The organism is Streptomyces hebeiensis (genome assembly GCF_052983195.1).
The window spans coordinates 3,749,283-3,775,010 of the sequence record NZ_CM129812.1; the positions used below are offsets into that span (position 1 = coordinate 3,749,283).

Here is a 25,728-nt window from a genome sequence, read left to right on the forward strand (position 1 = left end):
CTCACTCCCTGGCCAGCAGGTCGTTCATCGTGCGGGCGAGTTCGGCGGACGCCTCGCCGGCCGTCCGCTCACCGGTCCATGCCTGGGTGAGGTGGGTGAGTTCGGCCTCGTTCCACGCGGCGGTGTTCTCCGACACGGGGAAGGGCACCGCGTAGTCGACGGCGTCCAGGAACGTCGTGAGCGCGAACCGCGGGTGGTCCTTCACCCATGCCTGCTGCGTTCCGTCCCGCGCGGGGAGCGGGCCGCTGCGGCCGATGGCGAGTGCCGCCTGCTCGGAACCGAGGAATTCGACGAACTCCCACGCCTCCCTGGGGTGGTCGGTCGTGGCGGAGACCACATTGGCCACCCCGTGGATGACGGTGGCGCGCTTCTCGCCCCGGGGGAGCGGCGCGACGTCGACCTTGTCCTTGGTGTACTCGTTCGCCGAGAACTCGCCCGCGTTCCAGGATCCGCCCCAGTACATGGCGAGCTTGCCCGCCTCGAAAAGCTGGAGGGGGCTCGTGTCCGTCATGGTCTGAAGATCGGGCGAGTGTTTCTTTTCGATCAGGTCTGTCCAGAACTCCAGCCCTTTGATGGTCTCGGGTTGGTCGTAACCGGACTTCTTGCCGTCGGGGGATATGACGTAACCGCCCGCCTGGGCGATGGTGTTGTACTGGTACTCCTGGAAGCTGGTCAGCGGCGCCGCCGCGCCGTAGACGCCCTTGCCGGGATCGGTCAGCTCGGCCGCCGTCCTGTTGAAATCGCTCCAGGTCCAGTCCGGGGCGGGGTGGTCGACGCCGCGTGCGTCGAAGAGCGCCTTGTTGTACCAGACCCCGATCGTGTCCATGTCCTTCGGCAGCCCGTAGAGCTTTCCGTCGTACGTGTACAGATCGATCAGGGCCTTCGGATAGACGGAGAGATCGACCTTGTCCTCGGCGACCTCCTTGTCCAGCGGGCGGATGACGCCATTGGACGCGTAGAGCCGGAAGTACGGACCGTTCATCCAGAAGACGTCGGGCGCGGACCCTCCGGTGACGGAGGTCTTGAGCTTGTTGAAGTACTCGGTCCACGGGGTGAGCTGCACCTTGACCGTCACGTTCGGGTGCGTCCCGGTGAACTCCCGGCCCAGTTGCTCCAGGACCTTCTTCTGGTTCGTGTCCCAGGCGGCGTACGACAACTCGACCTTGCCGCCCTTGCCGCCGCTTCCGACGCCCCCGGCGCCCGTTCCCCCGCCCGAACAGCCGGAGAGCGCCAGCACCACCCCCAGCGCCCCCGCGCACCAGCGCGCTGCCTTCCCCATGCCCAGTCCTCCTCATGAACGAGGCGCACCGGGGACAGCAACGCGTCGCCGGGGCCGCGAAGTTGTATTAACTATGGAGACCAGGGAAAGTAAGTCAAGAGCCCGGCAGGTAAGAGACGGGTTACGATGCGGACCGCCGGGCCGACGGGCCGACGGGCCGCAGTACGGTCGGTCAGGCGCGGCCCGGCGGCCGGAAGCTTTCGGCCGGGGCGATCTCCCCCGGTGCGCGCAGACCGCGGTCGACGTGGTCCAGCGCCAGCCGCAGCGCGCCCAGGGCCACGCCCTCGTCGCCGAAGCGGGAGACCCTGACCTCGGGCGTACGGATGCACCAGCGGTCCAGCTCGCGCCGCAGCGGTTCGGTGACGAGGTCGCCGGCACGGGAGATCCCGCCCCCGACCACGACCAGTTCGGGATCCAGCGTGAGGACGAGGGCCGAGGTGCCGACGGCGAGGGCACGGACGTAGCGCCGTACGGCCGCGAGAGCCGTACGGTCACCACTCCGCGCGGCCCGGAAGACGGCCTCGACGGCGTCCTGCGGATCGACGCCGCCCCGGCCCGCGCCCGCATCGCCGCCCCCGCCCCGGCCCGCACCGCCGTCCGCGTCGCCCCCCGGGCTCACGCGTTCACCGGCGTCCGCTCCTCCTCCCGCCCCGGCCCCGGCCCGCCAGGCCCGCAGGTGCCCGGGGGCACGCAGCCAGCCGACCGCGGGCAGGGCGCCGATCTCGCCCGCCGCGTTCCCGAAACCCCGGTGGAGCTTGCCGTCGATGATCAGACCGGTGCCCGTGCGCAACCCCGCGAGCAGGAACACCACGTCCTTGGCGTGCCGCGCCACCCCGCGCCAGGACTCGGCCAGCGCGGCCAGCTTGGCGTCGTTCTCCACCAGGACCGGACCCGCCACCAGTCCGCCGACGTGCCCGGCCACGTCGAGCCCCGTCCACTCCGGCAGCGCCTCCGAGAGCATGACCCGGCCCGTGCCGTCGACCAGCCCCGTCGTGGCCACCCCGGTCGCCCAGACGCCGGCGGCGTCCGTACCCGCCCCGGCCAGCGCCGCGCGGACGGCCTCGTCCACGGCGGCCAGCCGCCGCGTGCGGCCCATCGCCGGGGTGACGGCCACCCGCGCGCCGTGCCGGACCTCGCCGTCCAGGTCCGCCACCATGGCCAGCACCTTGTGCCCCCCGATGTCGACCCCGAGCACCCGGCCGGCGTCCGAGCGGAACCGGTAGCGGCGCGCGGGGCGCCCCAGCGTGCCCGGCGCCGGCGCGACCTCCGCCACCCAGCCGCGCTCCACCAGCTCCCGCACCACGTCCTCGGTGGACGCCCGGGACAGGCCGGTACGCCCGGCGAGCTCGGTCAGGGTCAGGGCCAGGGCCGGTTCCCCGCGCAGGGCGTCGAGCACGGCCAGCGCGTTGAGCCGACGGAGCTGGGACAGATCTCCGCCACCCGGATTCTCGGTCATGACACACCCTTGAGGCCGGCCGCGCAAACGGCCAATAATAAGGGACTCCTGCGTAACTCTTGAGGGGATCCCATGGCAGCGGTGACTCTAGCTCTCGTCGGTTCCGGTCTGCGGGGGCGGTCCTACGCGCGGCACGCGGTCTCGTCCGGCCTGGGGCGGGTCGTCGCCGTGGCCGAGCCGGACCCGCACCGCAGGCGATCCGCCGCGGCCGAGTTCGGGATCCCGGCGGAGCGGGTGTACACGGACTGGACCGAGCTGGCCGCGCAGCCGCGGCTGGCCGACGCGACGATCATCGCCACCCAGGACCGGCTGCACGTGGACCCCGCGGTGCGGTTCGCCGACCTCGGCTACCACATCCTGCTGGAGAAGCCGATGGCCGTCGCCGAACGGGACGCCGTCGCGATCAGCGAGGCGGCCGAGCGCAACGACATCCTGCTGGCGGTCTGTCACGTGCTGCGCTACACCCCGTACACCCGCGCCCTGCGCCGGCTGCTGGAGTCCGGCGCGATCGGCCGGCTCGTCAGCGTCCAGCACCTGGAGCCGGTCGGCTGGTGGCACCAGGCCCACTCGTTCGTACGGGGCAACTGGCGCCGCCAGGACACCTCGGCGCCCATGCTGCTGACCAAGTCCTGCCACGACATCGACTGGCTGATCCACCTCTTCGGCGAACTGCCCGAGCGGGTCTCCTCGTTCGGCGGGCTGAGCCACTTCCGCGCCGAGGACCGGCCGGAGGGGGCGGCGGACCGCTGCCTGGACTGCCCGCTGGAGCCCGGCTGCCCGTACTCGGCGAAGCGGCTCTACCTCGGCTGCCTCGGCGACCCGGACCAGGAGTTCTGGCCGCTCTCGGCGGTCACCGAGGACCACACGGAACGGGGCGTGCTGGACGCGCTGCGCACCGGCCCGTACGGCCGCTGCGTCTACGCCTGCGACAACGACGTGGTCGACCACCAGGTCGTCAACATGGAGTTCGCCTCCGGCGCCACCTGCTCCTTCACCATGAGCGCCTTCACCCCCATGGAACACCGCCGCACCCGGCTGCTGGGCACGCACGGCTTCGTGGACGGGGACGGGCGGACGCTGCGGGTGGTCGACTTCCGCACCGGCGGGGAGCGGACTGTCGACGCGGTCGCCGCCACTGCCGCCGCCGACACCGCCGGCGGCTCGAGCGGCTCGGGCGGCGCGGTGGGTCCGTCCGCGGACGACGGCCACGGGGGCGGTGACGAGGCCCTGACGGAGGCGTTCCTGACCGCAGTCGCCACCGGTGACGCCTCGGCACTGCTCTCCGACGCGGCCGAGAGCCTCGCCACGCACCGGGTCGTATGGGCGGCCGAACGGGCCCGGGTCACGGGCACGGTCGTACGGCCGGTGGGCGACTCGTCCCTCTGGGGCGACGACGTCACCGGACGGGGTGGTTCCGTTCAGGCTTCGCTCCCCCTTTGACGCCGGATGCCCCCTTTGCGCTCCGCCGTCCTGGCTGCGCCCCGAGCCGCTCGCCCGGTAGGCTTTCCGTGTGATCTTCAAGCGCATCGGTAACGGGAGGCCGTATCCCGACCACGGCCGGGAAAGCACCCGGCAGTGGGCGGATGTCGCGCCGCGCCCGGTCCGCCTCGATCAGCTCGTCACGACAAAGGGACAACTGGACCTGGAGACGCTGCTCGCCGAGGACTCCACCTTCTACGGCGACCTGTTCGCGCACGTCGTGAAGTGGCAGGGCGACCTCTACCTGGAGGACGGCCTGCACCGGGCGGTGCGCGCGGCGCTCCAGCAGCGTCAGGTGCTGCACGCGCGCGTGCTGGAGCTGGAGCTGGACCAGAGCTGATCCGTACGGTCCTACGGTCCCGAGGCCGATCCGTACCGTCCGAGGCCGATCCGTACGGTACGCACGCGTCGTCTCGGGTCGGGTCGATTCGGGCGCGTGCGGCCCGGGCCCGCCGTTCTCCCGCCGCCGCCGGCCGTCTCGGCCGGCGCTGAGCCTTTCGAGGGCTTTGCCGCCCCCGACGGGCCAATCAGATGATCATTCGGTAGGCATCCATCGCAGGGCCCACTACGCTGCGCGTATGAGCATGCTGACTCCCCCCGGCATGGGCGGAAAGTACCGCATCACCGGCGACACGTACCCCCGCATGCGCCGCCCCCGCCAGCGCCGCAGGATCGTGCGCCTGGCCATCGCCTCCGTAGTCGCCCTCGGCATGGCGGGCTGGGGGACCACGCAGCTCATCGATGTCCTCTCGGGCAACGCCGAGGGGAAGAAGAACACGGCCAAGACAGCCTCGAAGCCCGGCTGCGACCCGGCTGCCGCACCCGTCAAGGCACTCCCCGAGCCGGGCCAGATCAAGGTCAACGTCTACAACGCGACCCCGCGCGTGGGTCTCGCCAAGTCCACGGCGGACGAGTTGAAGAAGCGGGGCTTCGTCATCGGCAAGGTGGGCAACGCCCCGGCGGCGTACGACAAGAAGGTGCCGGGCGCCGGGATACTGGTCGGCTCGGCCGCCGCGACGGACGGCTCACTGACAGTGCTGGGCGCGCAGTTGAAGGGCGCGACACCGAAGGCGGACGAACGGAAGACGGCGGACGTCGACCTCATCCTCGGTACCGCGTTCAAGGAGCTGAGCGTGCGGAAGGAAGCGGCGCAGACGCTGGCGGCGCTGTCCAAGCCGACGAACTGCTGAGCGTTACGAGGCGCCGACGCGGTACGGAGCGGAGGGTACGGGGCGCGGGGCGGAGGGTACGGGGCCGCGAAGGCTCCCCGTACACCCTCCTCGTACTCCGTACCCCGGCACCGCCTGGCGAGCTCTACAGCCCTCCCTCGGACATCCCGTGCACGGCCGGGATCGTGCCCAGCCGGCCTTTCTGGAAGTCCTCGAACGCCTGCTCAAGCTCTTCCCTGGTGTTCATGACGAACGGACCGTAGTGGGCCATCGGCTCCCGGATCGGCTGCCCGCCGAGCAGGACGACCTCGAGGTCCGGCGTGTGAGAGTCCTGCTTCTCGTCCGCGCGGACGGTCAGCGAACCGCCGGCGCCGAAGACGGCCGTCTGGCCCACGTGGATCGGACGGCGCCCGGCACCGACCGATCCCTTGCCCGCCAGCACGTAGGCCAGCCCGTTGAAGTCCTCCCGCCACGGCAGTGTGACCTCAGCGCCCGGCGCCACCGTCGCGTGGATCATCGTGATGGGGGTGTGGGTGATGCCCGGGCCCTCGTGCCCGTCCAGATCGCCCGCGATCACCCGGAGCAGCGCACCGCCGTCCGGCGAGGTCAGCAGCCGGACCTGGCCGCCGCGGATGTCCTGGTAGCGCGGGTCCATCATCTTGTCGGACGCCGGGAGGTTCACCCACAGCTGGACGCCGTGGAAGAGACCACCGGACACGACCAGGGACTCGGGCGGAGCCTCGATGTGGAGCAGGCCCGAGCCTGCCGTCATCCACTGGGTGTCACCGTTGGTTATGGTGCCGCCGCCGCCCTGGCTGTCCTGGTGGTCGAAGATCCCGTCGATGATGTACGTGACGGTCTCGAAGCCCCGGTGCGGATGCCACGGGGTGCCTTTGGGCTCTCCCGGCGCGTACTCCACCTCACCCATCTGGTCCATCATGATGAACGGGTCGAGGTGTCGGTAGTTGATCCCGGCGAAGGCCCGGCGCACCGGGAAGCCCTCACCCTCGAACCCGCTGGGCGCGGTCGTGACGGTGAGCACGGGACGGGCCACGGCGTCGGCCGGGGCGGAGACCCGGGGCAGGGCCAGCGGGTTCTCGACAGTTACAGCGGGCATGGGGGCCTCCTCGGGATCCTTCACCCTCAACTTAGTTGAATGGTGAACATCCTGCAAGCGCCCCTCATTCCCCCGCGCCCCCGCACATCTCCCGCCTCCCCGCGCGCCGTCGGCCCAGGACAGACCGAGGGCGCACCCGTGTACGCGGGTGCGCCCTCGGGGGCGGCGAAGCCGGGGCGGGGTCAGCCGTACATACGGCGCATCGCGAAGTCCACCATCTGCTCGACCGCCTTCGCGTCGAACACCATGCGGTGATCGCCCTCCATGTCGAGCACGAAGCCGTACCCCGTCGGCAGCAGGTCGATCACCTCCGCGCCCGTGATCACGAAGTACTTCGACTCCTTCCCCGCGTACCGCCGCAGCTCCTTGAGCGTGCTGAACATGGGGATCACCGGCTGCTGGGTGTTGTGGAGCGCGAGGAAGCCGGGGTTCTCACCGCGCGGACAGTAGACCTTCGAGGTCGCGAAGATCTGCTGGAAGTCCTCCGCGGACAGCGTGCCCGTCGTGAACGCCCGTACGGCGTCGCCGAGCGACGGAGGTGACGGTTCCGGGTACAGCGGCTGCTCGCCGTACCCGCCGGGGCCGACCCCGCCCATCTGCCCGCCCATCTGCTGGTGCGCGTGTGACGACGGATGCGCGTACTGCTGCTGAGCGCCCGAATTCTGGTCGTAGCCGTACATGGCGGCAAGCGTACTGAGGATCGCGGCCGGGGGGAGCCTCGTCACAGATGAGAGAAGAGGGTTGCTTCTTATTACCCACGGGTAGCATCATCGGTAGCTACTTACTGGTACAAGCACGAGGGTTCTGCCTCCTCTGCCTCCCGAGCCTTACGGAGTCGTCGTCATGGGGCACTACAAGTCGAATCTCCGCGACATCGAGTTCAACCTCTTCGAGGTGCTCGGGCGCGACAAGCTGTACGGCACGGGACCGTTCGCGGAGATGGACGTCGAAACGGCCAAGAGCATCCTCGAGGAGGTCGTCCGCCTCGCGGAGAACGACCTCGCGGCGTCCTACACGGACGGCGACCGCACCCCGCCGGTGTTCGATCCCGAGACCGGCACCGCCCCCCTCCCGGCCACCTTCAAGAAGAGCTACCAGTCCTACATGGACTCCGAGTACTGGCGGCTCGGCCTGCCCGAGGAGATCGGCGGCACGACTTCGCCCCGCTCGCTGATCTGGGCCTACGCCGAGCTGGTGCTGGGCGCGAACCCGGCGGTGTGGATGTACGCGTCGGGTCCCGCCTTCGCCGGGGTCCTCTTCGACGAGGGCACCGAGGCACAGAAGAAGATCGCCGAGATCGCGATCGAGAAGCAGTGGGCCTCCACGATGGTCCTCACCGAGCCGGACGCGGGCTCGGACGTCGGCGCGGGCCGGGCGAAGGCGGTGGAGCAGGAGGACGGCAGCTGGCACATCGAGGGCGTGAAGCGGTTCATCACCTCCGGTGAGCACGACCTCTCGGAGAACATCCTCCACTACGTGCTCGCCCGCCCCGAGGGCGCCGGCCCCGGCACGAAGGGCCTCTCCCTCTTCCTCGTACCGAAGTACGAGTTCGACCCGGAGACGGGCGAAATCGGGGCGCGCAACGGCGTCTACGTGACGAACGTCGAGCACAAGATGGGCCTCAAGGTCTCCAACACCTGCGAGCTGACCTTCGGCGACCGGCACCCGGCCAAGGGCTGGCTGATCGGCGACAAGCACGACGGCATCCGGCAGATGTTCCGGATCATCGAGTTCGCGCGGATGATGGTCGGCACGAAGGCCATCGCCACCCTCTCCAGCGGCTACCTGAACGCGCTGGAGTACGCCAAGGAGCGCGTGCAGGGCCCCGACCTGGCACAGTTCATGGACAAGTCGGCGCCCAAGGTCACCATCACGCACCACCCCGACGTGCGCCGCTCGCTGATGACGCAGAAGGCGTACGCGGAGGGCATGCGCTCCCTCGTCCTCTACACGGCGTCCGTCCAGGACGAGATCGCGGCCAAGGAGGCCGAGGGCGAGAACACGAAGGCGCTGCACGGGCTGAACGACCTGCTGCTGCCGATCGTCAAGGGGTACGGCTCCGAGCAGTCGTACGAGCAACTGGCACAGTCCCTGCAGACGTTCGGCGGGTCCGGCTACCTCCAGGAGTACCCGGTCGAGCAGTACATCCGGGACGCCAAGATCGACACCCTCTACGAGGGCACGACCGCCATCCAGGGCCAGGACTTCTTCTTCCGGAAGATCGTCCGCGACCAGGGGCAGGCGCTGAACACGCTGGCCGAGGAGATCAAGACATTCCTCGCCGTCGGCACGGGCGGTACGGACCTGGCACCGGCCCGCGACGCGCTGGCCAAGGCCGCCGTGGACCTGGAGGCCATCGTCACGCACATGCTGACCGACCTCACGGCCACCGGCGAGGACGTCGCCAACATCTACAAGGTCGGCCTCAACACGACGCGGCTGCTGATGGCTTCGGGCGATGTGGTGGTCGGCTACCTGCTGCTGCGCGGGGCCGCGGTGGCGGCGGAGAAGCTGGAGACGGCGACGTCGAAGGACGTGCCGTTCTACCAGGGCAAGATCGCGGCGGCGAAGTTCTTCGCGGCGAACGTGCTGCCGGGCGTCTCGACGCAGCGGGCACTGGCGGAGTCGGTGGACGGGTCGCTGATGGAGCTGGACGAGGCGGCGTTCTAGTGCCCCTCCCGGCAACGTTTGCCCCGTCGCGACGCCCGGCACGCGCGCTCGCCGCGTTGGCCAAAAGCCCAGGTAGCTCCGCTACATGGACTTCTGACCGCCTTGCGATGTATTGCCCGGCGCGCTCCAGAAGCGGCGTGCCAGGGGAGTGAGGCAGCGTTCCGGGGGCCGCCGTAGGGCCGCTCCCGGACCGCCCCAGGACCGGTGCGCGCACCGGGCTCGGTGCTCGGACCGGTACCCGCACCGGTCCGAGCGTCACAGGACCGCGTCTCCTCTGGCCGTTCTCGACGCCGGCCCCGGGGGCGGCGTCGAGAACGGCCAGAGGGCTGTCAGGGCCGGTACGGCGGGGCCGGGGGTCGCCCCGGCCCCGGAGCGCCCGGCCTCGCGGCCGTACCCGCCCGTTCCGGGCACCATGCCCGCCCGACACGCGCCCGCGGCGGGGCGCCTCTTCCCTCACGGGAGAGGCGCCCCGCCGTTTCCTGTCTCTCCCCCGGGCACCATCTGTGCCCGCACGCACGGCAATTCGTGCCCGTTCGCACCTTGGGCGGGCCTTTTCGCGGCGCTCCGCCCGGGAGCTCGGCACGGGTTCGTTCCGGCCAGGCGCGCGCGGTCCGAACCGGCACTGGAGCCGGTGTCGGGACCCGTCGTTATGGTGAACCCCATGAGCACTCCCGCCCGCTTCGACCGCGGCCACACCGACGACCTCATGTCCTTCCTCGCGGCCAGCCCATCGCCGTACCACGCGGTGGCCAACGCCGCGGAGCGCCTGGAGAAGGCCGGCTTCCGGCAGGTGCGGGAGACGGATGCCTGGGACGGCTCGGCAGGCGGCCGATTCGTGCTGCGCGGCGGCGCGATCATCGCGTGGTACGTGCCGGAGGGCGCCGAGCCGCACACCCCGTTCCGGATCGTCGGCGCCCACACCGACTCCCCGAACCTGCGGGTGAAGCCGCTGCCGGACACCGGCTCGTACGGCTGGCGCCAGGTCGCGGTCGAGATCTACGGCGGGACGCTGCTCAACACCTGGCTCGACCGCGACCTCGGACTCGCCGGCCGGGTCACCCTGCGGGACGGCTCGCACCGGCTGGTCAACGTGGACCGCGCGCTGCTGCGCGTGCCGCAGCTCGCCGTGCACCTCGACCGTTCGGTGAACACGGACGGGCTGAAGCTCGACAGACAGCGCCACATGCAGCCGGTCTGGGGCCTGGGCAGCCCCTCGGAGGGGGATCTGATCCGCTTCGTGGCGGAGGAGACCGGCACGGGCGCCGACGACATCATCGGCTGGGACCTGATGGTGCACGCCATCGAGCCGCCCGCCTATCTGGGCCAGAACCGGGACCTGGTGGCCGGGCCCCGGATGGACAACCTCATCTCCGTGCACGCGGGGACGGCCGCGCTGATCGCGGCGGCCGCCCGGGCAGGCGGCGCGCCGCTCCCGTACATTCCGGTGCTCGCCGCCTTCGACCACGAGGAGAACGGCTCGCAGTCGGACACCGGCGCCGACGGCCCGCTGCTCGGCACGGTCCTGGAGCGCTCGGTGCTCTCCCGGGGCGGTGGGTACGAGGACCGGGCGCGGTCGTTCGCCGGCACGGTCTGTCTGTCGTCCGACACCGGCCACGCCGTGCATCCGAACTACGGCGACCGCCACGACCCCACGCACCACCCGCGCCCCAACGGCGGCCCGATCCTCAAGGTGAACGTGAACATGCGGTACGCGACGGACGGCAGCGGCCGGGCCGTGTTCGCCGCGGCCTGCGAGAAGGCGGGCGTGCCCTGGCAGTCGTTCGTCTCCAACAACGCCATGCCGTGCGGAACGACGATCGGCCCGATCACCGCGGCCCGGCACGGCATCCGGACCGTCGACATCGGGGTGGCGATCCTGTCGATGCACAGCGCGCGCGAACTGTGCGGCGCGGAGGACCCGTATCTGCTGGCGAACGCGCTGGTCGCGTTCCTGGAGGGCTGACGCCCCGGCGGTGCGGCCCTGTCCGCCCGCCCGAGGCGAGCAGCCGGTCCGCACGAGGCTGTGGCAGCCGCACGAGGCTGTGGCAGCCGGCCCGCAAGAGGTGAGCAGCCGGTCCGCACGTGGCCCGCACGTCCGTCGCTCCCGCACCCGCCGCCCGTACGACCGCCGCCCCGGCCACCCGCCGACCCACACGCCCGCCGACCTGACCGGCTTCGGCTGTCGCCTCGAACGGCCGCCGCCCGCATGGCCGTTCCGGACGGGGGTACCCGAACCCATGGCCCGGAACGACCACCACTCACACAGGAGGCGGGATTCATGGGCATAGGCGGATGCATCGTTCTTGTCGCGGTGGGGGCGATCCTCACCTTCGCGACCGACTGGGAGATCGACACGGTCAATCTCGATCTGGTCGGTCTGATCATGATGGCGGTCGGCATCATCGGTATCGCCACGTTCACCAGCATCGCCCGCCGTCGGCGGGCCGTCGTCCCACCGGTCGCCCCGACCGTCGTGGACCGGGACGACCACCACACTCGTTACTGAGCGTGTCGCCGACGACGCGTATGCCGGGCGTCGACGCGTATGGGACGCCCGTGCGCGTCAGACACCCGTGCGCGTCAGACACCCGCACGCGTCAGGCGTCGGCCGGGGCGTCGAGCCCGGCGAGCACGAGCGCGAGGCGGCCGGCTCCCTTACCGTCGGAGCCCCCCGTACCACCCGTGGCGTTCGTACCGCTCACGCGGACCGGCACCCCCCAGTCCTGCTGGTGCACATGGCAGGCCGGGTATTCGTTGGCGGGGTCGTCGTCACAGGACGCGGCCATCGCCGAGACGTGCAGGACGCCCTCCGGCACCCCGTCGGCCAGCACCAGGTCCCGGCTGAGGTCCGTACCGAAACCGGCGCCCTCCGCCAGCAGCTCGGGCGGGGTGGCGGAGACCAGGAGCCGGGTGGAGGGCCCGTACCGCGTGTCGAGCTTCTGGCCCGTCGGGGCCGAGAAGAGCACGTCCAGGCGGAGCGGGCCCGGCGCGACCTCCGTGGCGGCCCGCCGCGTGCGATGGGCGACGGCCTCCACGCGGACCGCCTCGTCCGGCAGCCGCAGCCGGGTCAGCCGGTGGCGCGCGGACTCGACCACGACGATGTCCTCACCGACCAGCACGGCGTCGCTGGGCTCGCGCAGATCCGTGGCGAGCGTGGTCACCTCGCCGGGAGCGCCCTCGTGCGCGCCGGGCGCGTAGCGGCGCAGGGCATGGTTGTACGTGTCCGAGACGGCCACCGAGCCGTCGGGCAGCGCGGTGACGCCCAGCGGGTGCTGGAGCAGGGCCTGCCCGGCCTCGCCGTCGCGGTGGCCGAAGTCGAAGAGGCCGGTGCCCACGGCCGTACGGACCACGAAGCCGCCGCCACCGGCGGCCGCGGGCCCGGCGTCGGCCGTGGCCGCGGCGCCCGTGGCGCCCGCGCTGCTTGCGGCGTCCGCGGTTTCGCCGTCAGGAGCCCGCTCGACGTACCGCAGGGCGCTGGTCTCCGAGTCGGCGACCCACAGCCGGTCCCCGGCCGCCGCGAGCCCGGACGGCTGGGCGAACCACGCCTGGTCCGCCGGCCCGTCCACCAGCCCCTCGTTGGTGGTGCCGGCCGCGGCCTCGACGGTCCCGGTGGCCGGGTCGTACGTCCACAGCTGGTGCACCCCGGCCATCGCGATCCACACCCGGTCCTGCCACCAGGCGACGTCCCACGGCGAGGAGAGATCCACCTCCAGGGCCGGCCCGGCCGACGGTGAGCCCTGCCACCACTGCCTGCCGGTCCCGGCGACGGTCTCGATCGTGCCGTCGGCCGGGTCGTACGCGCGCAGCGCGTGGTTGACGGTGTCCGCGACGATCACCCGGCCGTCCGGGAGCAGGGCGAGCCCCTGCGGCTCGCTGAACGAACCGGGGCCGAAACCGCGCTCGCCCGAGCCGATGCGGCGCACGACCGTCTCGCCGTCCTCCGCCAGCTCCACGAGCTGGTGCCGGGTGGAGTCCGAGACCAGGAAGTGACCGTCGGGCAGGACGAGCGCCTTGCCGGGGAAGCGCAGATCGGTGGCCACCGGCTCCGGCGGCACGTACGGCCCGTCCCCGCGCCGCAGTGTCCCCTTGGCGGCGTGCTCGGCCTCCAGCTCTCCCACCAGGGTCTCGAGCGCGTGCGCGTGCCCCTCGCCCGCGTGCTGGGCGACGACATAGCCCTCGGGGTCGATCACGACGAGCGTGGGCCAGGCCCGTACGGCGTACTGCTTCCAGGTGGCCAGCTCGGGATCGTCCAGGACGGGATGGTGCACCTCGTACCGCTCGACGGCGTCCACGACGGCCTGGTGATCCGCCTCGTGCACGAACTTCGGCGAGTGGACACCGATGATCACGACGGTGTCGCGATGCTTCTCCTCCAGCTCGCGCAGCTCGTCCAGGACGTGCAGACAGTTGATGCAGCAGAACGTCCAAAAATCAATAACAACGCACTTACCTCGCAGGTCCGCGAGGCTGAGGTCCTTGCCACCCGTGTTCAGCCAGCCCCCCTTGCCGATCAGCTCGGGGGCACGGACACGGGCACGTCGGGGCGCGGGCGCGGGGGTGGGCGCCGGGGCGGCATCGTTCATGGTTCAAGGGTGCCACTAGGGAAAAGCCCTGTTCGGGGAGGGCGGCAGGACGGGGCACAAACCGCGTCGAGCGCCATGGCCCGCGCCCGGGGCAGCCCGCCCGGGCACGCGGGCGCAGTTGGGCTTGCCCGAACCTGCCCGAACGCGCTCGAGTTCGCTCCGGAATTCGGGAGTGTCGCACCGGGCCGCACCGAATCGCGTCGGCGGTTTCCGTTGCCCGCCCCCGCCGCCTGATTGCACCGATTCACACCGTACGCCCCGGTCTCGGTGAACCGAGGCCGGGCACAGTACCACCGTCCTGGCGTTCCCGACGTCAACTCGGGCCTACGATCGTCACACGAAAGCACTGCCAGGGTGCCATCGGGCAGCGTAACTTAGCTGCCGAGCCTCCCACGCAGCCCGCAGCCCGCAAGCCGACCGTCAGCCCGCGTACCGCAGAACCGCCGAGGGGTCCCGTGACCGTCCATCCCAGCCTTCAGAACTACGCCGACGCCTGGTCCCACTCCATCGAGGCGCTGACCGAGCTGGTGCAGCCACTCGTCGAGGGCGAGTGGAACAGGCGAACGCCGTGCCCGGGCTGGTCCGTGCGGGACGTCGTCTCGCACGTCATCGGGATGGAGTGCGAGATGCTCGGGGATCCACGGCCGATCCACTCGCTCCCGCGCGACCTGTACCACGTACGGAGCGATTCCGCGCGCTACATGGAGCTCCAGGTCGACGTGCGGCGGCACCACACCGGGCTGGAGATCGTCTCCGAGCTGGAGTACACCGTCATCCGGCGCAACCGTCAGCTCCGCAACGAGAACCGCGACCCCGACACCATGGTCCCGGCGCCGCTGCGCAGCCGGCAGACCCTCGAAACGGCCATGCGGATGCGGGCGTTCGACGTGTGGGTGCACGAGCAGGACCTGCGGCACGCGCTGGACAAGCCCGGCAACCTCGACGGCCCCGGCGCGCAGGTCGCGCGCGACGTGCTGCTGGAGGCGCTGCCGAAGGTGGTCGCCAAGGACGCCGGGGTGCCGCCGCATTCGGCGGTCGTCATCGACGTGAGCGGGCCGGTGGAGTTCCTCCGTACGGTCCGGGTGAACGCGGAGGGACGCGGCTCGATCGACGGCTCGCCGTCGCTCGGTCCCGTGGTGTCCCTGGCGACGGACTGGGAGACGTACTACCGGCTGGCGTGCGGGCGGGTACGGTCGGCAGCGGTGGCGGACCGGGTCAAGATCGACGGCGATCAGGAGCTGGCCGAGGCGATCCTGCGCGAGTTCGCGGTGACGCCGTAGGAAGCCGCGCGCGTCGCACGGGGCCCCTGGGACCGGGGCCCCGTGCCCGCCCCTCCCCTCCCCTCCCCTCCTCTTCGGCCTCCCCTCCTCTTCGGCCTCCCCCCTCACAACCCTTCACACCGGTACGTGCACGGCCTCCACCCGGCTGGCCACCAGCCGTTCCCGCTCGCGGCGCGCGGTACGGGCCCGTAGTCGCAAGATCTGTACGGCCCCCAGCGCCTGGAGGACGAAGAGGGAACTGAAGGCGATCCGGAAGTTGTCGTCTGTCGCGTCCAGCAGAACGCCGACCGCGAGCAACGTCGTCATCGAGGCCGTGAAACCACCCATGTTGACGATTCCGGAGGCCGTTCCCTGACGCTCCGGCGGGTTCGCGGGCCGGGCGAAGTCGAAGCCGATCATCGAGGCGGGGCCACAGGCGCCGAGGACGACGCAGAGCGCGATCAGCAGCCCCATCGGGGCCCGGCCGCCGGGGTACGCGAGCGTCGCGGCCCACAGCAGGGCCGTCGCCCCGACCGTGCCGAGGGCCAGCGGCGCGCGGGCGGCGTGGTGGCGGCCGATGACCTGCCCGTACACCAGGCCGACGACCATGTTGGAGAGCACGACCAGGGTCAGCAGCTCACCGGCGGCGGCCCTGGACAGCCCCTGCGCCTCGACCAGGAACGGCATGCCCCACAGGAGCAGGAAGAACATCGCGGGGAACTGGGTGGTGAAATGCACCCACAGGCCCAGCCGCGTGCCGGGTTCGCGCCAGGCGGCGGCGATCTGCCGACGCACGTACGCGGTGCCGGCGTGCTCGGCCGGCGGCGGCTCGTACCCCTCCGGGTGGTCCTTCAGGAAGAGCAGCGCCAGTACGAGGACGAAGGCGCCGGCGAGGGCGCTGCCCGCGAAGGTCGCGGTCCAGCCGAGGCCGTGCAGGGTGCGGGAGATGACGATGGTGGAGACGAGGTTGCCCGCCATGCCGATGAGCCCGGCGAACTGCGCGATCATCGGGCCGCGACGGGCCGGGAACCAGCGGGTGCCGAGCCGCAGCACGCTGATGAACGTCATCGCGTCACCGCAGCCGAGCAGGGCCCGGGAGACGAGCGCCATGCCGTACGAGGGGGAGAAGGCGAAGCCGAGCTGTCCGACGGTGAACAGCACGATGCCGATGGTCAGCACCTTCTTGGTGCCGAGCCGGTCGACCAGCAGGCCGACGGGTATCTGCATGCCCGCGTACACGAGCAACTGGAGTATGGAGAACGTCGACAGGGCCGAGGCGTTCACGTCGAACCGGTCGGCGGCGTCGAGGCCGGCCACGCCCAGGCTCGTACGGAAGATCACGGCGACGAAGTAGACGGTGACGCCGATGCCCCAGATCCAGGCGGCCCGGCGGCCGCCTGGGGGATCGCCGGGCAGGGTGGCGGAGACCGCGCTGCTCACCGGCTCCCCGCCTCTCCACGGACCAGCACCTTGACGCGGCTGACGTGGCGGCGCACGCACGAGGCGGCGGCCTCGGCGTCGCCCGCTCTGATGGTCTCGAGCAGTTCGGCGTGCTCGGTGATGTTCTTGGCGATGCGGTCGGGGTGTGCCTCCATCACGGCCACGCCCATCCGCAGCTGCCGGTCCCTGAGCTGGTCGTACAGCTTGGAGAGGATCTCGTTGCCCGCGTTCCGCACGATCTCGGCGTGGAAGGACCGGTCGGTGACGGCCACGGCCGCGAGGTCCCCTTCGCCGGCCCGCCGACGCTGTTCCTCCAGCAGCTCCGCGAGCCGTTCCAGCAGCCGCGCGGGGGCGGGTACGGCCTTCCGCACGGCGAACTCCTCGACCAGCAGCCGGGTCTCGACCACGTCCGCGATCTCCTGCGCGGAGACGGCGAGGACGAGGGCGCCCTTCTTGGGATAGAGCTTGATCAGCCCTTCGACCTCGAGCTTGAGGAGCGCCTCGCGCACGGGTGTACGGGACACTCCGACGGCCTCGGCGAGCTCCCCCTCGGTGAGCAGGGTGCCGCCTTCGTAGCGGCGGTCGAGCACGGCTTTCTTGACATGACTGTAGACACGGTCGGCGGCGGGAGGTCGTTTGGCGGGTGCGGCGGCGGGCGCGGGTGCGGGGACAGCGGCTGCTGAGGGCATGCACACAGCTTAGATACAACAGTGGGGCGCCAGCATCGGCAGTCCGGGATACGGACGGGTACGAGGGGACTACGGGGCGAGGGCGCGACTCTGACCCGGGAGAGCCCCGACGGACGGCGAGAGCCGTGGCCGGCGGGTGTCGACGGACGGCGAGAGCCGCGGCCGACGGGTGTCGACGGACGGCGAGAGCCGCGGCCGACGGGAGCCGACCGACGACGGGGCCGACGAGGGCCGACCGAAACCAAGGGCCGGCCGACGAGGCCCGACGCACGACAAGAGCCGACGCACGAGGCCGCCAGGACTGACGGACCGTGACCGGCGCCGCCGGAACGCCCCTGGCGAAGGAACCCACCAGAGAACCCCGCCCCACCCGGGCAACGGCTACGGTCTACGGTTGACGCGGACCCCGGCGGAGAGAGCCCTCGCATGCGACGTCACTGCTCGGAAGCCCTGATCACCCTTGGGCGCGGATACGTACGAGACGCCCCCGGGGTGTTCGGCAAGGCCGCGCTGGCCGCTCGTCACCTGAACCCGCGGTTGCGGGACAGGCCGAGGCGGCGAGTCGTGCCGTCGCGGTTCGGGGCCCGGTTCGCCGTGGACACCCAGGACCTCATCCAGCGGTACCTGTACCTGTTCGGTATTTGGGAGCCGCACATGACGCGATGGCTCCGGACCCGGCTACGGCCCGGGGACACGTTCGTCGACGTCGGCGCGAACATCGGCTACTTCAGCGTGCTCGCGTCCAGGCTCGTCGGCGCCGACGGACAGGTGGTCGCCGTGGAGGCCTCTCCGACGTTCCACGAGCGGCTGTCCCAGCACCTGCGGCTCAACGACTGCCGGAACGTGCGCGCCCTGAACGCCGCCGTCTCCGACAGCCGGAAGACGCTGACGTTCGTGCTCGCCAGCTCGGCGAACATGGGCGCGAACAGCATCGTGCCGTACGACGGGCCGGCGGAATCGTCGTTCGACATCGAGGCCCGGCCGCTGGCCGACCTCCTCGATCCCGCCGAAATCGCCCGGGCGAGGGTGATCAAGATCGATGTCGAGGGCGCGGAGGGGGCCGTCGTACGGGGCATGGCCGCCATGCTCGACCAGCTTCGCCCGGACGCGGAGATCAGCGTCGAGGTGACTCCCGATCGCATGGCCCTGCTCGGTGACTCCGTCGAGGAACTGCTGACCACGATGCGGAGCCATGGGTTCCATGTCTACCGGCTCGCCAACGACTACGCGCCTGCGAGCTATCCGGCCGCACTGCGCGGGACTCCGGTCGTACCGGTCCGGTGGCGGGGCCCGGTGGTGGAGGAGAGCGATCTCATCTTCTCCCGCGTCGACGCGGAACGTCTCGCCTGACGCGACCACCCCGCTCGACGAGGGGAACGGCGGTGCCCGACGGGCAGCGCGGACGACAACGGCCCTCGACCGGATTGCCTGGTCAGGGGCCGTCAACGTGGTGCGGTGGGTGTGGGATTTGAACCCACGGTGACTCGCGCCACGACGGTTTTCAAGACCGTTCCCTTAGGCCGCTCGGGCAACCCACCCATGCCCCGCCCACCAGTGGCGGAGCGCCTACAGCCTACCGGCTGGCAGATCGGGATGTGCGGCGCCGGGCAGTCTCCCGGGGTGGGGGGGGCCGGTCCGCTGGTCGTGGGCCTGGTCGGTGGGTCGGGGCGTGGCGGGCGCGGAAGGTCCTAGGCGACGCAGAATTCGTTGCCCTCGGGGTCCCGCAGGACGACGGCGTAGCGGTCGATGCCCGGCTCGTTCATGATCCGAAGCACCGTGGCACCGGCCCGGGTCACCCGTTCCACCGCGGCCGTGACCCGCTGAGTGCGTACCGTCAGAGGGACGTCGCGTCCGCCGCCCACCTTGAGGTCGAGGTGCACTCGGTTCTTGGTCGCCTTGGCTTCCGGGACCTGCTGAAACCATATGCGTGGTCCGCGCCCCGCCGGGTCGACGATCGACTCCGGCGCTTCCCCGGCGCCGGGTGGCAACTCCTCCTCCAACAGCCCCGCGTCCGCCCAGTAGTCCCGCCATGTCGCGTGCCCACCGGGTGGGGGCTCGGGCACATAGCCGAGCGCCTCGGACCAGAAGGCCACCAGCCTCCGCGGGTCCGCGCAGTCGATCGTCAGCTGTAGCGTCGCTTCCATACCCGCAGGGTCGCAGACGGGTCGGACAATGCTCCCCTCCCGGCTCTTCGGGAGCGTCAGCCGAAGGCCTCCGCCGGGAGTCGGGGACCGTCGTTCCGGTCAGGGGCGGGCGGCGGCAGCCGGCCGGCCCGGCTTTCCGCGACGCGCAGGACGTCGGCCAGTGCCTCCGTCATCCGGACGAGCGCGAAGCGCAGTTCGCGGGAGCCCGCCGTACGGTCGGCGAGGACGGCCTTCGCGCCCGCGAGGACCTCCGTGCCCGAGGTCGTCTGCGCGGTCTCCAGGAGGTCGGCGAGGCGGGACAGCACACTCGTGGTGTCATCCGTCCGCAGGAAGCACGGTTTGCCGTCGGGCGTCGCCCACGGGAGCAGTCGCAGGGAATCGGCCGGAAGCGGGAGCCGGGGCATCGGGTCGTTGTCCTGGTTCATACGGCCGTCTCCCACCTCTCGGCCCCCGTATGGCACGCGCATCCGCACGTCTCGTGGACGAGGGGCGGGACGGCGGGCGGAGCCGGTGGTTCCGACTCTCCGCACGCGAGATGGGTGCCGATGCGGCATGCGGACGAGTAGTACGGCACCGCCTCGGCGCGGACCGGCGGTTGCTGGTGACTCGTGCACATCAGTGGACCTCCGCGACGTTGGAGTACGGCCGTTCTCACCGATCAGTACGTACGGAGGGACCGCAGCGTTGTGCCGCGCGCGGACGAGCTTCCCGATCCGCACGGTCATCGGCCGAATCCGGGTCCCTCCCGTGGACGGCGAAGGGCGGGGGCCGAACCGTGCCCCGGTTCGGCCCCCGCCCTCATGCTCTGCCCTCGGCCCGCGCCCGCCGCGACGAACGCGGGGGGACGTGAACTGTCAGCTCTCGCCCTTGCGTTCGCCCAGGATGACGTCGACCGTCGACTCCTTGCCGTCGCGCTTGTACGTGATCGTGACCTTGTCGCCGGGCTTGTGCGTCCAGATCTGGCCGATCAGGGTGGGCCCACTGTCGATCGGGGTGTCGTTGAACTTCGTGATGACATCGCCCGCCTTGAGGCCCGCCTTCGCCGCCGGGCCGTCCGGAGTGACCGCCGGGGGCCCGCCCTCGCTCTGCGGGGAGATCATCGCGCCGTCGCCGCCTTCCGCCACCGAGACCGTGGCCCCGATCAGCGGGTAGACCGGCTGGCCCGTCTTGATGAGCTGCTCGGCCACGTTCTTGGCCTGATTGATCGGGATGGCGAAACCGAGGCCGATCGAGCCGGCCTGCGACTGGCCGAGACCGCCGCTGCCTGCCGACTGGATGGCCGAGTTGATCCCGATGACCGCGCCCCGGGAGTCCAGCAGCGGACCGCCCGAGTTGCCCGGGTTGATGGAGGCGTCGGTCTGGAGGGCGCTCATGTACGAGTTATTGGAACCGGAGCCGTCACCCGAGGCCACCGGACGGTTCTTGGCGCTGATGATGCCCGTGGTGACCGTGTTCGACAGGCCGAACGGCGCGCCGATCGCGATCGTCGGATCCCCGACCGCGACCTGGTCCGAATTGGCGAGCGGAAGCGGAACCAGTCCGGAAGGCGCCTTCTTGAGCTTGATGACCGCCACGTCGTAGCCCTCGGCCCGGCCGACGACCTCGGCGGCGTGCTTCTTGCCGTCGGAGAACGTCGCCGTGAGGTCACCACCGTTCGCCGCCGACGCCACCACGTGGTTGTTGGTGAGGATGTGGCCTTCCTTGTCGTACACGAAGCCGGTACCCGTACCGCCCTCGCCGTTGCTCCCCTGGGCCTCGATGGTGACGACACTCGGCAGCGACTTGGCGGCCACCCCGGCGACCGTCCCGGCGTCGCGCTTGAGATCCTTCGGGGCTTCTCCCGCGGAGACGGTCGTCGAGCCGATCGACCCGTCGTTGTTCTCGGCGGCCCAGTAACCGACCCCGCCGCCCACGCCGCCCGCGACCAGCGCGGCCACCAGGACGGCTGTGATCAGTCCGGCCGAACGCCTGGGCGGCTGCTTCGGACCGTGGCCGGGCACCGGCGCGCCCCAGACGGCCGTCCCCTGACCGCCACCCCCGTACTCCGGGGCGCCGGCACCGTACGCCGGGCCGGCACCGTACGCCTGTCCACCGCCGTACGCCGCGTCTCCAGTGCCGCCGTACGGCGGCTGTACGGGCGGGGGAGGCGGCCAGCCGGCCGCCGCGGCCTGGGACACCGTAGGAGCCTGTACGGGATCACCCGCCGGGGCGCCCAGGGGCTCACCCGCGACGGCTCCGGCCGGGGGCGCCGCGTACGGACCGCCCTCCGGAGCGCTACCCGGCCCCTGCTGACCGGTCCCCCGCGGGCCCGAAGGCCCGGAGGGAGGCGTTCCCTCGGAGGCAGGCGTGCCTTCCGAAGCGGCGGCGTGGGGAGCGGTGTCGGGAGCGGTCTCCGGTACGGGAGGTACGGACGGGACGGCGGGAGCCTTGCCCTCGTTGCCCTCGTTCTCGGTGCTCACAGCTCGTTCTCCTCGGGTCCACGTCGGTCTTCGGCACTTCGGCACTTCGGCACTTCGGCGGGAGTTCCGCTGTGCGGTCGTACGATGGCGCACGTGTGCTGGGGCCAGCCTTTCCCACGTCGCGTCAGGCCACTGTAAGCAGGACCTGTGCGTCTGTCCGCCATCCTTTATTCCGGACAAAACGAACGCATCCGGAACCGACCGGCCGGGGAACACCAGCTCTTCACCCACGTACCCCGCCACGATGACACCATGACGCCGTGACTGAAGCACGAGAGCACCGCATTCAGGTGGTCGCCCATCGCGGAGCGTCGGAGGACGCCCCCGAGCACACCCTCGCCGCGTACATGAAGGCCATCGAGGACGGTGCGGACGCTCTGGAATGCGATGTACGGCTCACCGCCGACGGACACCTGGTCTGCGTCCACGACCGCCGGGTGAACCGCACCTCCAACGGGCGGGGGGCCGTCTCCGCGCTGGAGCTGTCGGATCTCGCGGCACTCGACTTCGGCTCCTGGCGGGACAGTGAGGAGAGCCCGGACTGGCGGGACCCCGGCTTCACCTCCGTTCTGACCCTGGAGCGACTGCTGGAACTGGTGGTGGACGCGGGACGGCCGGTCCAGCTCGCCATCGAGACCAAGCACCCGACCCGCTGGGCCGGTCAGGTGGAGGAACGGCTGCTCCAGTTACTGAGGCGCTTCGGCCTGGACGAACCCGGGCGGGGCACGGGCCCCGCACCGACGCCCGCCCGCGCGACGCCCCCCACTCACGGCCCGGGCACGGACGTGGGCGGGGGCCCTGGCGCGGAAGTGGTCCCGGGGCCGGACGTGGTCGCGGGGCCGGACGGAGTCAGGGGGGCGAATGAGGTCGGACAGGCCGAGTCGACCGTCCGGATCATGAGCTTCTCCGCCCGCTCGCTGCACCGCATCTCCTCGGCCGCGCCCCGGCTGCCGACCGTCTACCTGATGCAGTTCGTCTCGCCCCTGCTCCGCGACGGACGGCTGCCCGCGGGAGCCCGCATCGCCGGCCCCGGCATCCGGGTCGTCCGCAACCACCCGGGATACGTCGAACGGCTGCACCGCGCGGGACACCGCGTCCACGTCTGGACGGTGAACGAACCGGAGGACGTCGACCTCTGCGTACGACTCGGTGTCGAGGCGATCATCACCAACCGGCCCCGACAGGTACTGAGCCGGCTGGGCCGCCTCCCCTGATCACCAACAGTCACGGAATCAACGCCGTCAGAGGACCTGCGAGCACAGGGGGTCACAGGGAGTGCACCGGCGCATTCACAGAGCGCTCGATCGTCACGACTGCGCCAAAGCCCGGCACATCGCTCGGTTTCCGGTTCCGGGCAATGGGGCATTCACACGGTGGCGTGGGGCGAAGGAGGTCTCGGGGGTGGCGTTTGTGGTGGCACAAGAAGTGCCCACGTCGTCGTGCATGGCCGTTCCCCATGGCCCTGCGGGCGTGGGTAAGGCGCGGCACCGTATGCGGGAGCAGTTGCGACGCAACGGGGTGTCCGATTCGGTCGTGGACGACGCCGTACTGATCCTTTCCGAACTGCTCAGCAATGCTTGTCGGCACGGGCGGCCGTTGGGGCGCGCGGAAATCGGTGACGGTGACATCCGGGCGGCCTGGCATGTCGACAAGGCGGGACGGCTGACCGTAGAGGTGACCGATGGCGGCGGTCCGACGCGGCCGACACCGTCCACGCCGTCGGTGACGGCGCGCGGTGGCCGGGGGCTCAACATCATCACGGCCCTCGCCAAGGAGTGGGGCGTGCGGGACAGCGATACGGGAGAAGTCACCGTCTGGGCGCTCGTGAACGAAGGGCGTCGGCACGAGGACTTCGCTACGCGCGTCACGGGTCCCTCATTGAGCGGACTCGGCAGCGTTGACGGCCTGCGTGGGCTCGACGGCATCGACGGCGCGGACGCGTTGGACGGCGTGGGCAGCGTGAGCGGAATACGCGAGTTCGGCGGCCTGGACTCGCTGGAAGGGCTCGGTTTCAAAGACCCCTTCGACGGCAAGGGCTGAGCAAGGGCCGGCACGCACCGTCGGCCCGGGCAGGTCGGGCAGGTCGGGCAAGTGCGCCGGACCGGGATGCGGCTCACACCTCGCGGGTGACACCCGGACAGGCGGGCCGGGCCGGACGTTTCCCTTTCGGCAGGCGGCCATGGTGAGCCGCTAGTGCCGCGACCGGCACGGTTTGCCCGGCAAGGAGCGCCCGCCGCGCAGCGGCTGATGTCAGTGCGGTGCACTGCGCTCGCTTCGCTCGCTCCCTCTCGGCGCACAGAACCGTCCTCCGGATGCCGAGCGTCATCGCACGGCGCCGGAAGCCCTTGGAGGGGGTCTCCCCTGCCCGAACGGAGTCGAGAGCTCGGTAAAGGAGCTACCTGGGCTCGTGGCCAACGCGGCAGGGGGCGCCTCCCAGCGGTAGCCGGGGGAGCGCGTGCCGGACGCCGCGCCGGGGCAAACCGTCCCGGGAGAGGCATTAGGCTCGGCGGACACCGCACCGCCGCTCACGGGAGAACGTCACACCATGGCGAAGAAGCGTCCCCAGACGAAGTCCGCGAAGGCTCCGAGGACCGCGAAGGCTGCCTCGGGCGTCTCAGGGGCCCCGCTCACGGACGGAGAGATTCCGGTGGTCGGGGCGCGTGAGCCCTGTCCGTGCGGTTCGGGCCGTCGTTACAAGGCGTGCCATGGCCGCGCTGCCGCGCACGCCGTGACCGAGCTGGTCCAGCGCCCGTTCGAGGGCCTGGCAGGCGAGTGCGACTGGGTCGCGCTGCGCGAGCTCGTACCCGCCGCGACGGCCGAGCTGGCCCTCAAGGACGGCCTTCCCGAGGGCGTACCGTCCGTGACGCTCGCCACGGTCCTCCCGATGGCCTGGCCCGCGCTGCGCCGCGACGACGGCTCCGTTCTGCTCGCTCTCCAGAACGACACCTCGTCCGGTGACCTGAGCCGCGATCTCGCCGATGTCCTCCGCCGCGCGCTCGAGGCGGAGCCAGGCAATCCGGTGGCGGCACAGAGGGTGCCGGCCGACGGCCCGCGCCTTCAGGACCTGCTCGACCCCGAGGCCGCCTTCACGCCGGTCGTCCACCCGGGTTTCGAGTTCTGGGTGCCGGACGCCGAGAACGCCACGCCCGAGGTGACCGCCTCTCTGGAGCGCGCCAACGCCGCCGCGATCCCCACGGCCAAGCTCGCCGGCACGGACGCCGCCTACTGGTGCGAGACACCGGAGAAGAACCACCTGCGCTGGGTCATGCCGCATCCCGAGGAGAAGCTGCTGGACGCGCTCGCCCGGCTGCACGCCGCCGGCACGTCGAGCCTCGGCGAGGGGACCCGGCTGGTGGGCTCCTTCCGGGCACACGGGCTCACGGTCCCGGTGTGGGACCTGCCGAGCACGATGGGGGCGGAGGACTGCGAGAAGCCCGCCGCGGAGTTCGCCGAGCGTCTCGCGGCGGCCCTCGCCGTGGAGGCCCCGCTGACCGCGGAGGAACGCCGGGCCCGCGGCGGCCTGACCAACCGCCAGGTGACCCTCAGCTGACGCTGCGGGCCCCGGCCGGGCCCAGGAGGACCCGGCCGGGGCCGACAGGTGCCCGACGGAGCCGGACGGATGCCGGACGGATGCCGGACGGATGCCGGACGGATGCCGGACGGATGCCGGACGGATGCCGGACGGATGCCGGACGGATGCCGGACGGATGCCGGACGGATGCCGGGCCGCGAGACCGTCACGGACGGGAATGAGCTGTGAAGGGTTCCCGAAAGTCCGGAGCGATTCCGGAAAAGAAGGTGACACCTGTCACACCTGCTCTACCTGCGAGTAATTCCTTGTCCGAATTCACTGGATCGAATTTGCGAACCGCAGATCTCTTGTTACGGTTCTGAGAAGCCCGGTCGCTGGTGCATCCCCCGTCGCCAGCGACCGGGCATCCGCGTCTACGGAGCCCGCCGCCGGACCGAGTCCCCCTGTTCCGC

The 25,728-nt window shown here is 71.3% G+C and carries 21 protein-coding genes and 1 tRNA gene; 11 read left to right on the forward strand and 11 right to left on the reverse strand.

What is annotated here, in order from left to right:
• Nucleotide 1: 1 nt before the first annotated feature.
• Nucleotides 2-1,279 (reverse strand): ABC transporter substrate-binding protein, encoded by a 1,278-nt coding sequence (locus ACU6P3_RS16350; RefSeq protein WP_447197743.1) that lies wholly within the window; start codon nt 1,277-1,279, stop codon nt 2-4.
• Between the two features lie 172 nt (nt 1,280-1,451).
• Complete coding sequence (locus ACU6P3_RS16355; protein WP_447197744.1) at nt 1,452-2,735, reverse strand: ROK family transcriptional regulator; 1,284 nt, start codon at nt 2,733-2,735, stop codon at nt 1,452-1,454.
• A gap of 72 nt (nt 2,736-2,807) precedes the next feature.
• Here ACU6P3_RS16355 and ACU6P3_RS16360 point away from each other — a divergent pair, with 72 nt between their 5' ends.
• The 3 genes from ACU6P3_RS16360 (at nt 2,808) to ACU6P3_RS16370 (ending at nt 5,404) form a co-directional block, all read left to right on the forward strand.
• Nucleotides 2,808-4,175 carry a Gfo/Idh/MocA family protein gene (locus ACU6P3_RS16360; protein ID WP_447197745.1) on the forward strand — a complete coding sequence of 456 codons (1,368 nt, stop codon included), beginning with the start codon at nt 2,808-2,810 and terminating at the stop codon, nt 4,173-4,175.
• A 70-nt stretch (nt 4,176-4,245) separates the two neighbouring features.
• The gene (locus ACU6P3_RS16365; protein ID WP_030751798.1) at nt 4,246-4,554 is read left to right on the forward strand and encodes a type II toxin-antitoxin system VapB family antitoxin; all 309 of its coding nucleotides are present in this window, start codon (nt 4,246-4,248) and stop codon (nt 4,552-4,554) included.
• 238 nt (nt 4,555-4,792) lie between these two features.
• Nucleotides 4,793-5,404, forward strand: a complete 612-nt coding sequence (locus ACU6P3_RS16370) for a LytR C-terminal domain-containing protein (RefSeq protein WP_447197746.1) — start codon at nt 4,793-4,795, stop codon at nt 5,402-5,404.
• Nucleotides 5,405-5,528: 124 nt separating this feature from the next.
• On the opposite strand, the gene ACU6P3_RS16375 is transcribed toward ACU6P3_RS16370, so the two are convergent.
• Both ACU6P3_RS16375 and ACU6P3_RS16380 read right to left on the reverse strand, forming a co-directional pair.
• On the reverse strand, nt 5,529-6,500 hold the full coding sequence (locus ACU6P3_RS16375) for a pirin family protein (RefSeq protein WP_447197747.1): 972 nt from the start codon (nt 6,498-6,500) through the stop codon (nt 5,529-5,531).
• Nucleotides 6,501-6,682: 182 nt separating this feature from the next.
• On the reverse strand, nt 6,683-7,180 hold the full coding sequence (locus ACU6P3_RS16380) for an SseB family protein (protein WP_030744657.1): 498 nt from the start codon (nt 7,178-7,180) through the stop codon (nt 6,683-6,685).
• A gap of 163 nt (nt 7,181-7,343) precedes the next feature.
• Here ACU6P3_RS16380 and ACU6P3_RS16385 point away from each other — a divergent pair, with 163 nt between their 5' ends.
• The 3 genes from ACU6P3_RS16385 to ACU6P3_RS16395 all read left to right on the forward strand — a co-directional run bounded on the left by ACU6P3_RS16385 (nt 7,344) and on the right by ACU6P3_RS16395 (nt 11,676).
• On the forward strand, nt 7,344-9,170 hold the full coding sequence (locus ACU6P3_RS16385) for an acyl-CoA dehydrogenase (protein WP_447197748.1): 1,827 nt from the start codon (nt 7,344-7,346) through the stop codon (nt 9,168-9,170).
• Nucleotides 9,171-9,831: 661 nt separating this feature from the next.
• Nucleotides 9,832-11,133, forward strand: a complete 1,302-nt coding sequence (locus tag ACU6P3_RS16390; protein WP_447192982.1) for a M18 family aminopeptidase — start codon at nt 9,832-9,834, stop codon at nt 11,131-11,133.
• Between the two features lie 315 nt (nt 11,134-11,448).
• Nucleotides 11,449-11,676 (forward strand): DUF6458 family protein, encoded by a 228-nt coding sequence (locus ACU6P3_RS16395; protein ID WP_030744652.1) that lies wholly within the window; start codon nt 11,449-11,451, stop codon nt 11,674-11,676.
• 91 nt (nt 11,677-11,767) lie between these two features.
• Here ACU6P3_RS16395 and ACU6P3_RS16400 read toward each other — a convergent pair whose 3' ends face one another.
• Complete coding sequence (locus ACU6P3_RS16400; protein WP_447192983.1) at nt 11,768-13,753, reverse strand: NHL domain-containing thioredoxin family protein; 1,986 nt, start codon at nt 13,751-13,753, stop codon at nt 11,768-11,770.
• A 455-nt stretch (nt 13,754-14,208) separates the two neighbouring features.
• On the opposite strand from ACU6P3_RS16400, the gene ACU6P3_RS16405 reads away from it, so the two are divergent.
• Nucleotides 14,209-15,033 carry a maleylpyruvate isomerase family mycothiol-dependent enzyme gene (locus tag ACU6P3_RS16405; RefSeq protein WP_447192984.1) on the forward strand — a complete coding sequence of 275 codons (825 nt, stop codon included), beginning with the start codon at nt 14,209-14,211 and terminating at the stop codon, nt 15,031-15,033.
• 114 nt (nt 15,034-15,147) lie between these two features.
• On the opposite strand, the gene ACU6P3_RS16410 is transcribed toward ACU6P3_RS16405, so the two are convergent.
• Both ACU6P3_RS16410 and ACU6P3_RS16415 read right to left on the reverse strand, forming a co-directional pair.
• On the reverse strand, nt 15,148-16,452 hold the full coding sequence (locus ACU6P3_RS16410; RefSeq protein WP_447192985.1) for an MFS transporter: 1,305 nt from the start codon (nt 16,450-16,452) through the stop codon (nt 15,148-15,150).
• Nucleotides 16,449-17,141 carry a GntR family transcriptional regulator gene (locus tag ACU6P3_RS16415; RefSeq protein WP_344268896.1) on the reverse strand — a complete coding sequence of 231 codons (693 nt, stop codon included), beginning with the start codon at nt 17,139-17,141 and terminating at the stop codon, nt 16,449-16,451. The genes ACU6P3_RS16410 and ACU6P3_RS16415 overlap by 4 nt, the downstream gene beginning before the upstream one ends.
• Nucleotides 17,142-17,567: 426 nt before the next feature.
• Between ACU6P3_RS16415 and ACU6P3_RS16420 the strand changes: the two genes are divergently transcribed.
• On the forward strand, nt 17,568-18,491 hold the full coding sequence (locus ACU6P3_RS16420) for an FkbM family methyltransferase (RefSeq protein WP_447192986.1): 924 nt from the start codon (nt 17,568-17,570) through the stop codon (nt 18,489-18,491).
• A 103-nt stretch (nt 18,492-18,594) separates the two neighbouring features.
• Here the strand turns inward: ACU6P3_RS16420 and ACU6P3_RS16425 are convergent.
• From ACU6P3_RS16425 to ACU6P3_RS16440, 4 genes are all read right to left on the reverse strand, one after another.
• Nucleotides 18,595-18,679: transfer RNA gene (locus ACU6P3_RS16425), tRNA-Ser, on the reverse strand.
• Between the two features lie 150 nt (nt 18,680-18,829).
• Nucleotides 18,830-19,285: a VOC family protein gene (locus ACU6P3_RS16430; protein WP_447192987.1), complete on the reverse strand. Its 456-nt coding sequence runs from the start codon at nt 19,283-19,285 to the stop codon at nt 18,830-18,832.
• Nucleotides 19,286-19,341: 56 nt separating this feature from the next.
• Entirely contained in the window at nt 19,342-19,710 is a 369-nt protein-coding gene (locus tag ACU6P3_RS16435; protein WP_447192988.1) for a hypothetical protein, read from the reverse strand.
• A gap of 429 nt (nt 19,711-20,139) precedes the next feature.
• Nucleotides 20,140-21,744, reverse strand: a complete 1,605-nt coding sequence (locus ACU6P3_RS16440; RefSeq protein WP_447192989.1) for a S1C family serine protease — start codon at nt 21,742-21,744, stop codon at nt 20,140-20,142.
• 260 nt (nt 21,745-22,004) lie between these two features.
• Between ACU6P3_RS16440 and ACU6P3_RS16445 the strand changes: the two genes are divergently transcribed.
• From ACU6P3_RS16445 to ACU6P3_RS16455, 3 genes are all read left to right on the forward strand, one after another.
• Nucleotides 22,005-22,958, forward strand: coding sequence for a glycerophosphodiester phosphodiesterase (locus ACU6P3_RS16445; protein WP_447192990.1), 954 nt, complete (start codon nt 22,005-22,007; stop codon nt 22,956-22,958).
• Between the two features lie 277 nt (nt 22,959-23,235).
• A complete protein-coding gene (locus ACU6P3_RS16450; protein ID WP_447192991.1) occupies nt 23,236-23,784 on the forward strand; it encodes an ATP-binding protein in 549 nt (182 codons plus the stop codon).
• Between the two features lie 505 nt (nt 23,785-24,289).
• A complete protein-coding gene (locus ACU6P3_RS16455; RefSeq protein WP_447192992.1) occupies nt 24,290-25,294 on the forward strand; it encodes a DUF5926 family protein in 1,005 nt (334 codons plus the stop codon).
• The last annotated feature ends 434 nt before the right edge of the window (nt 25,295-25,728 follow it).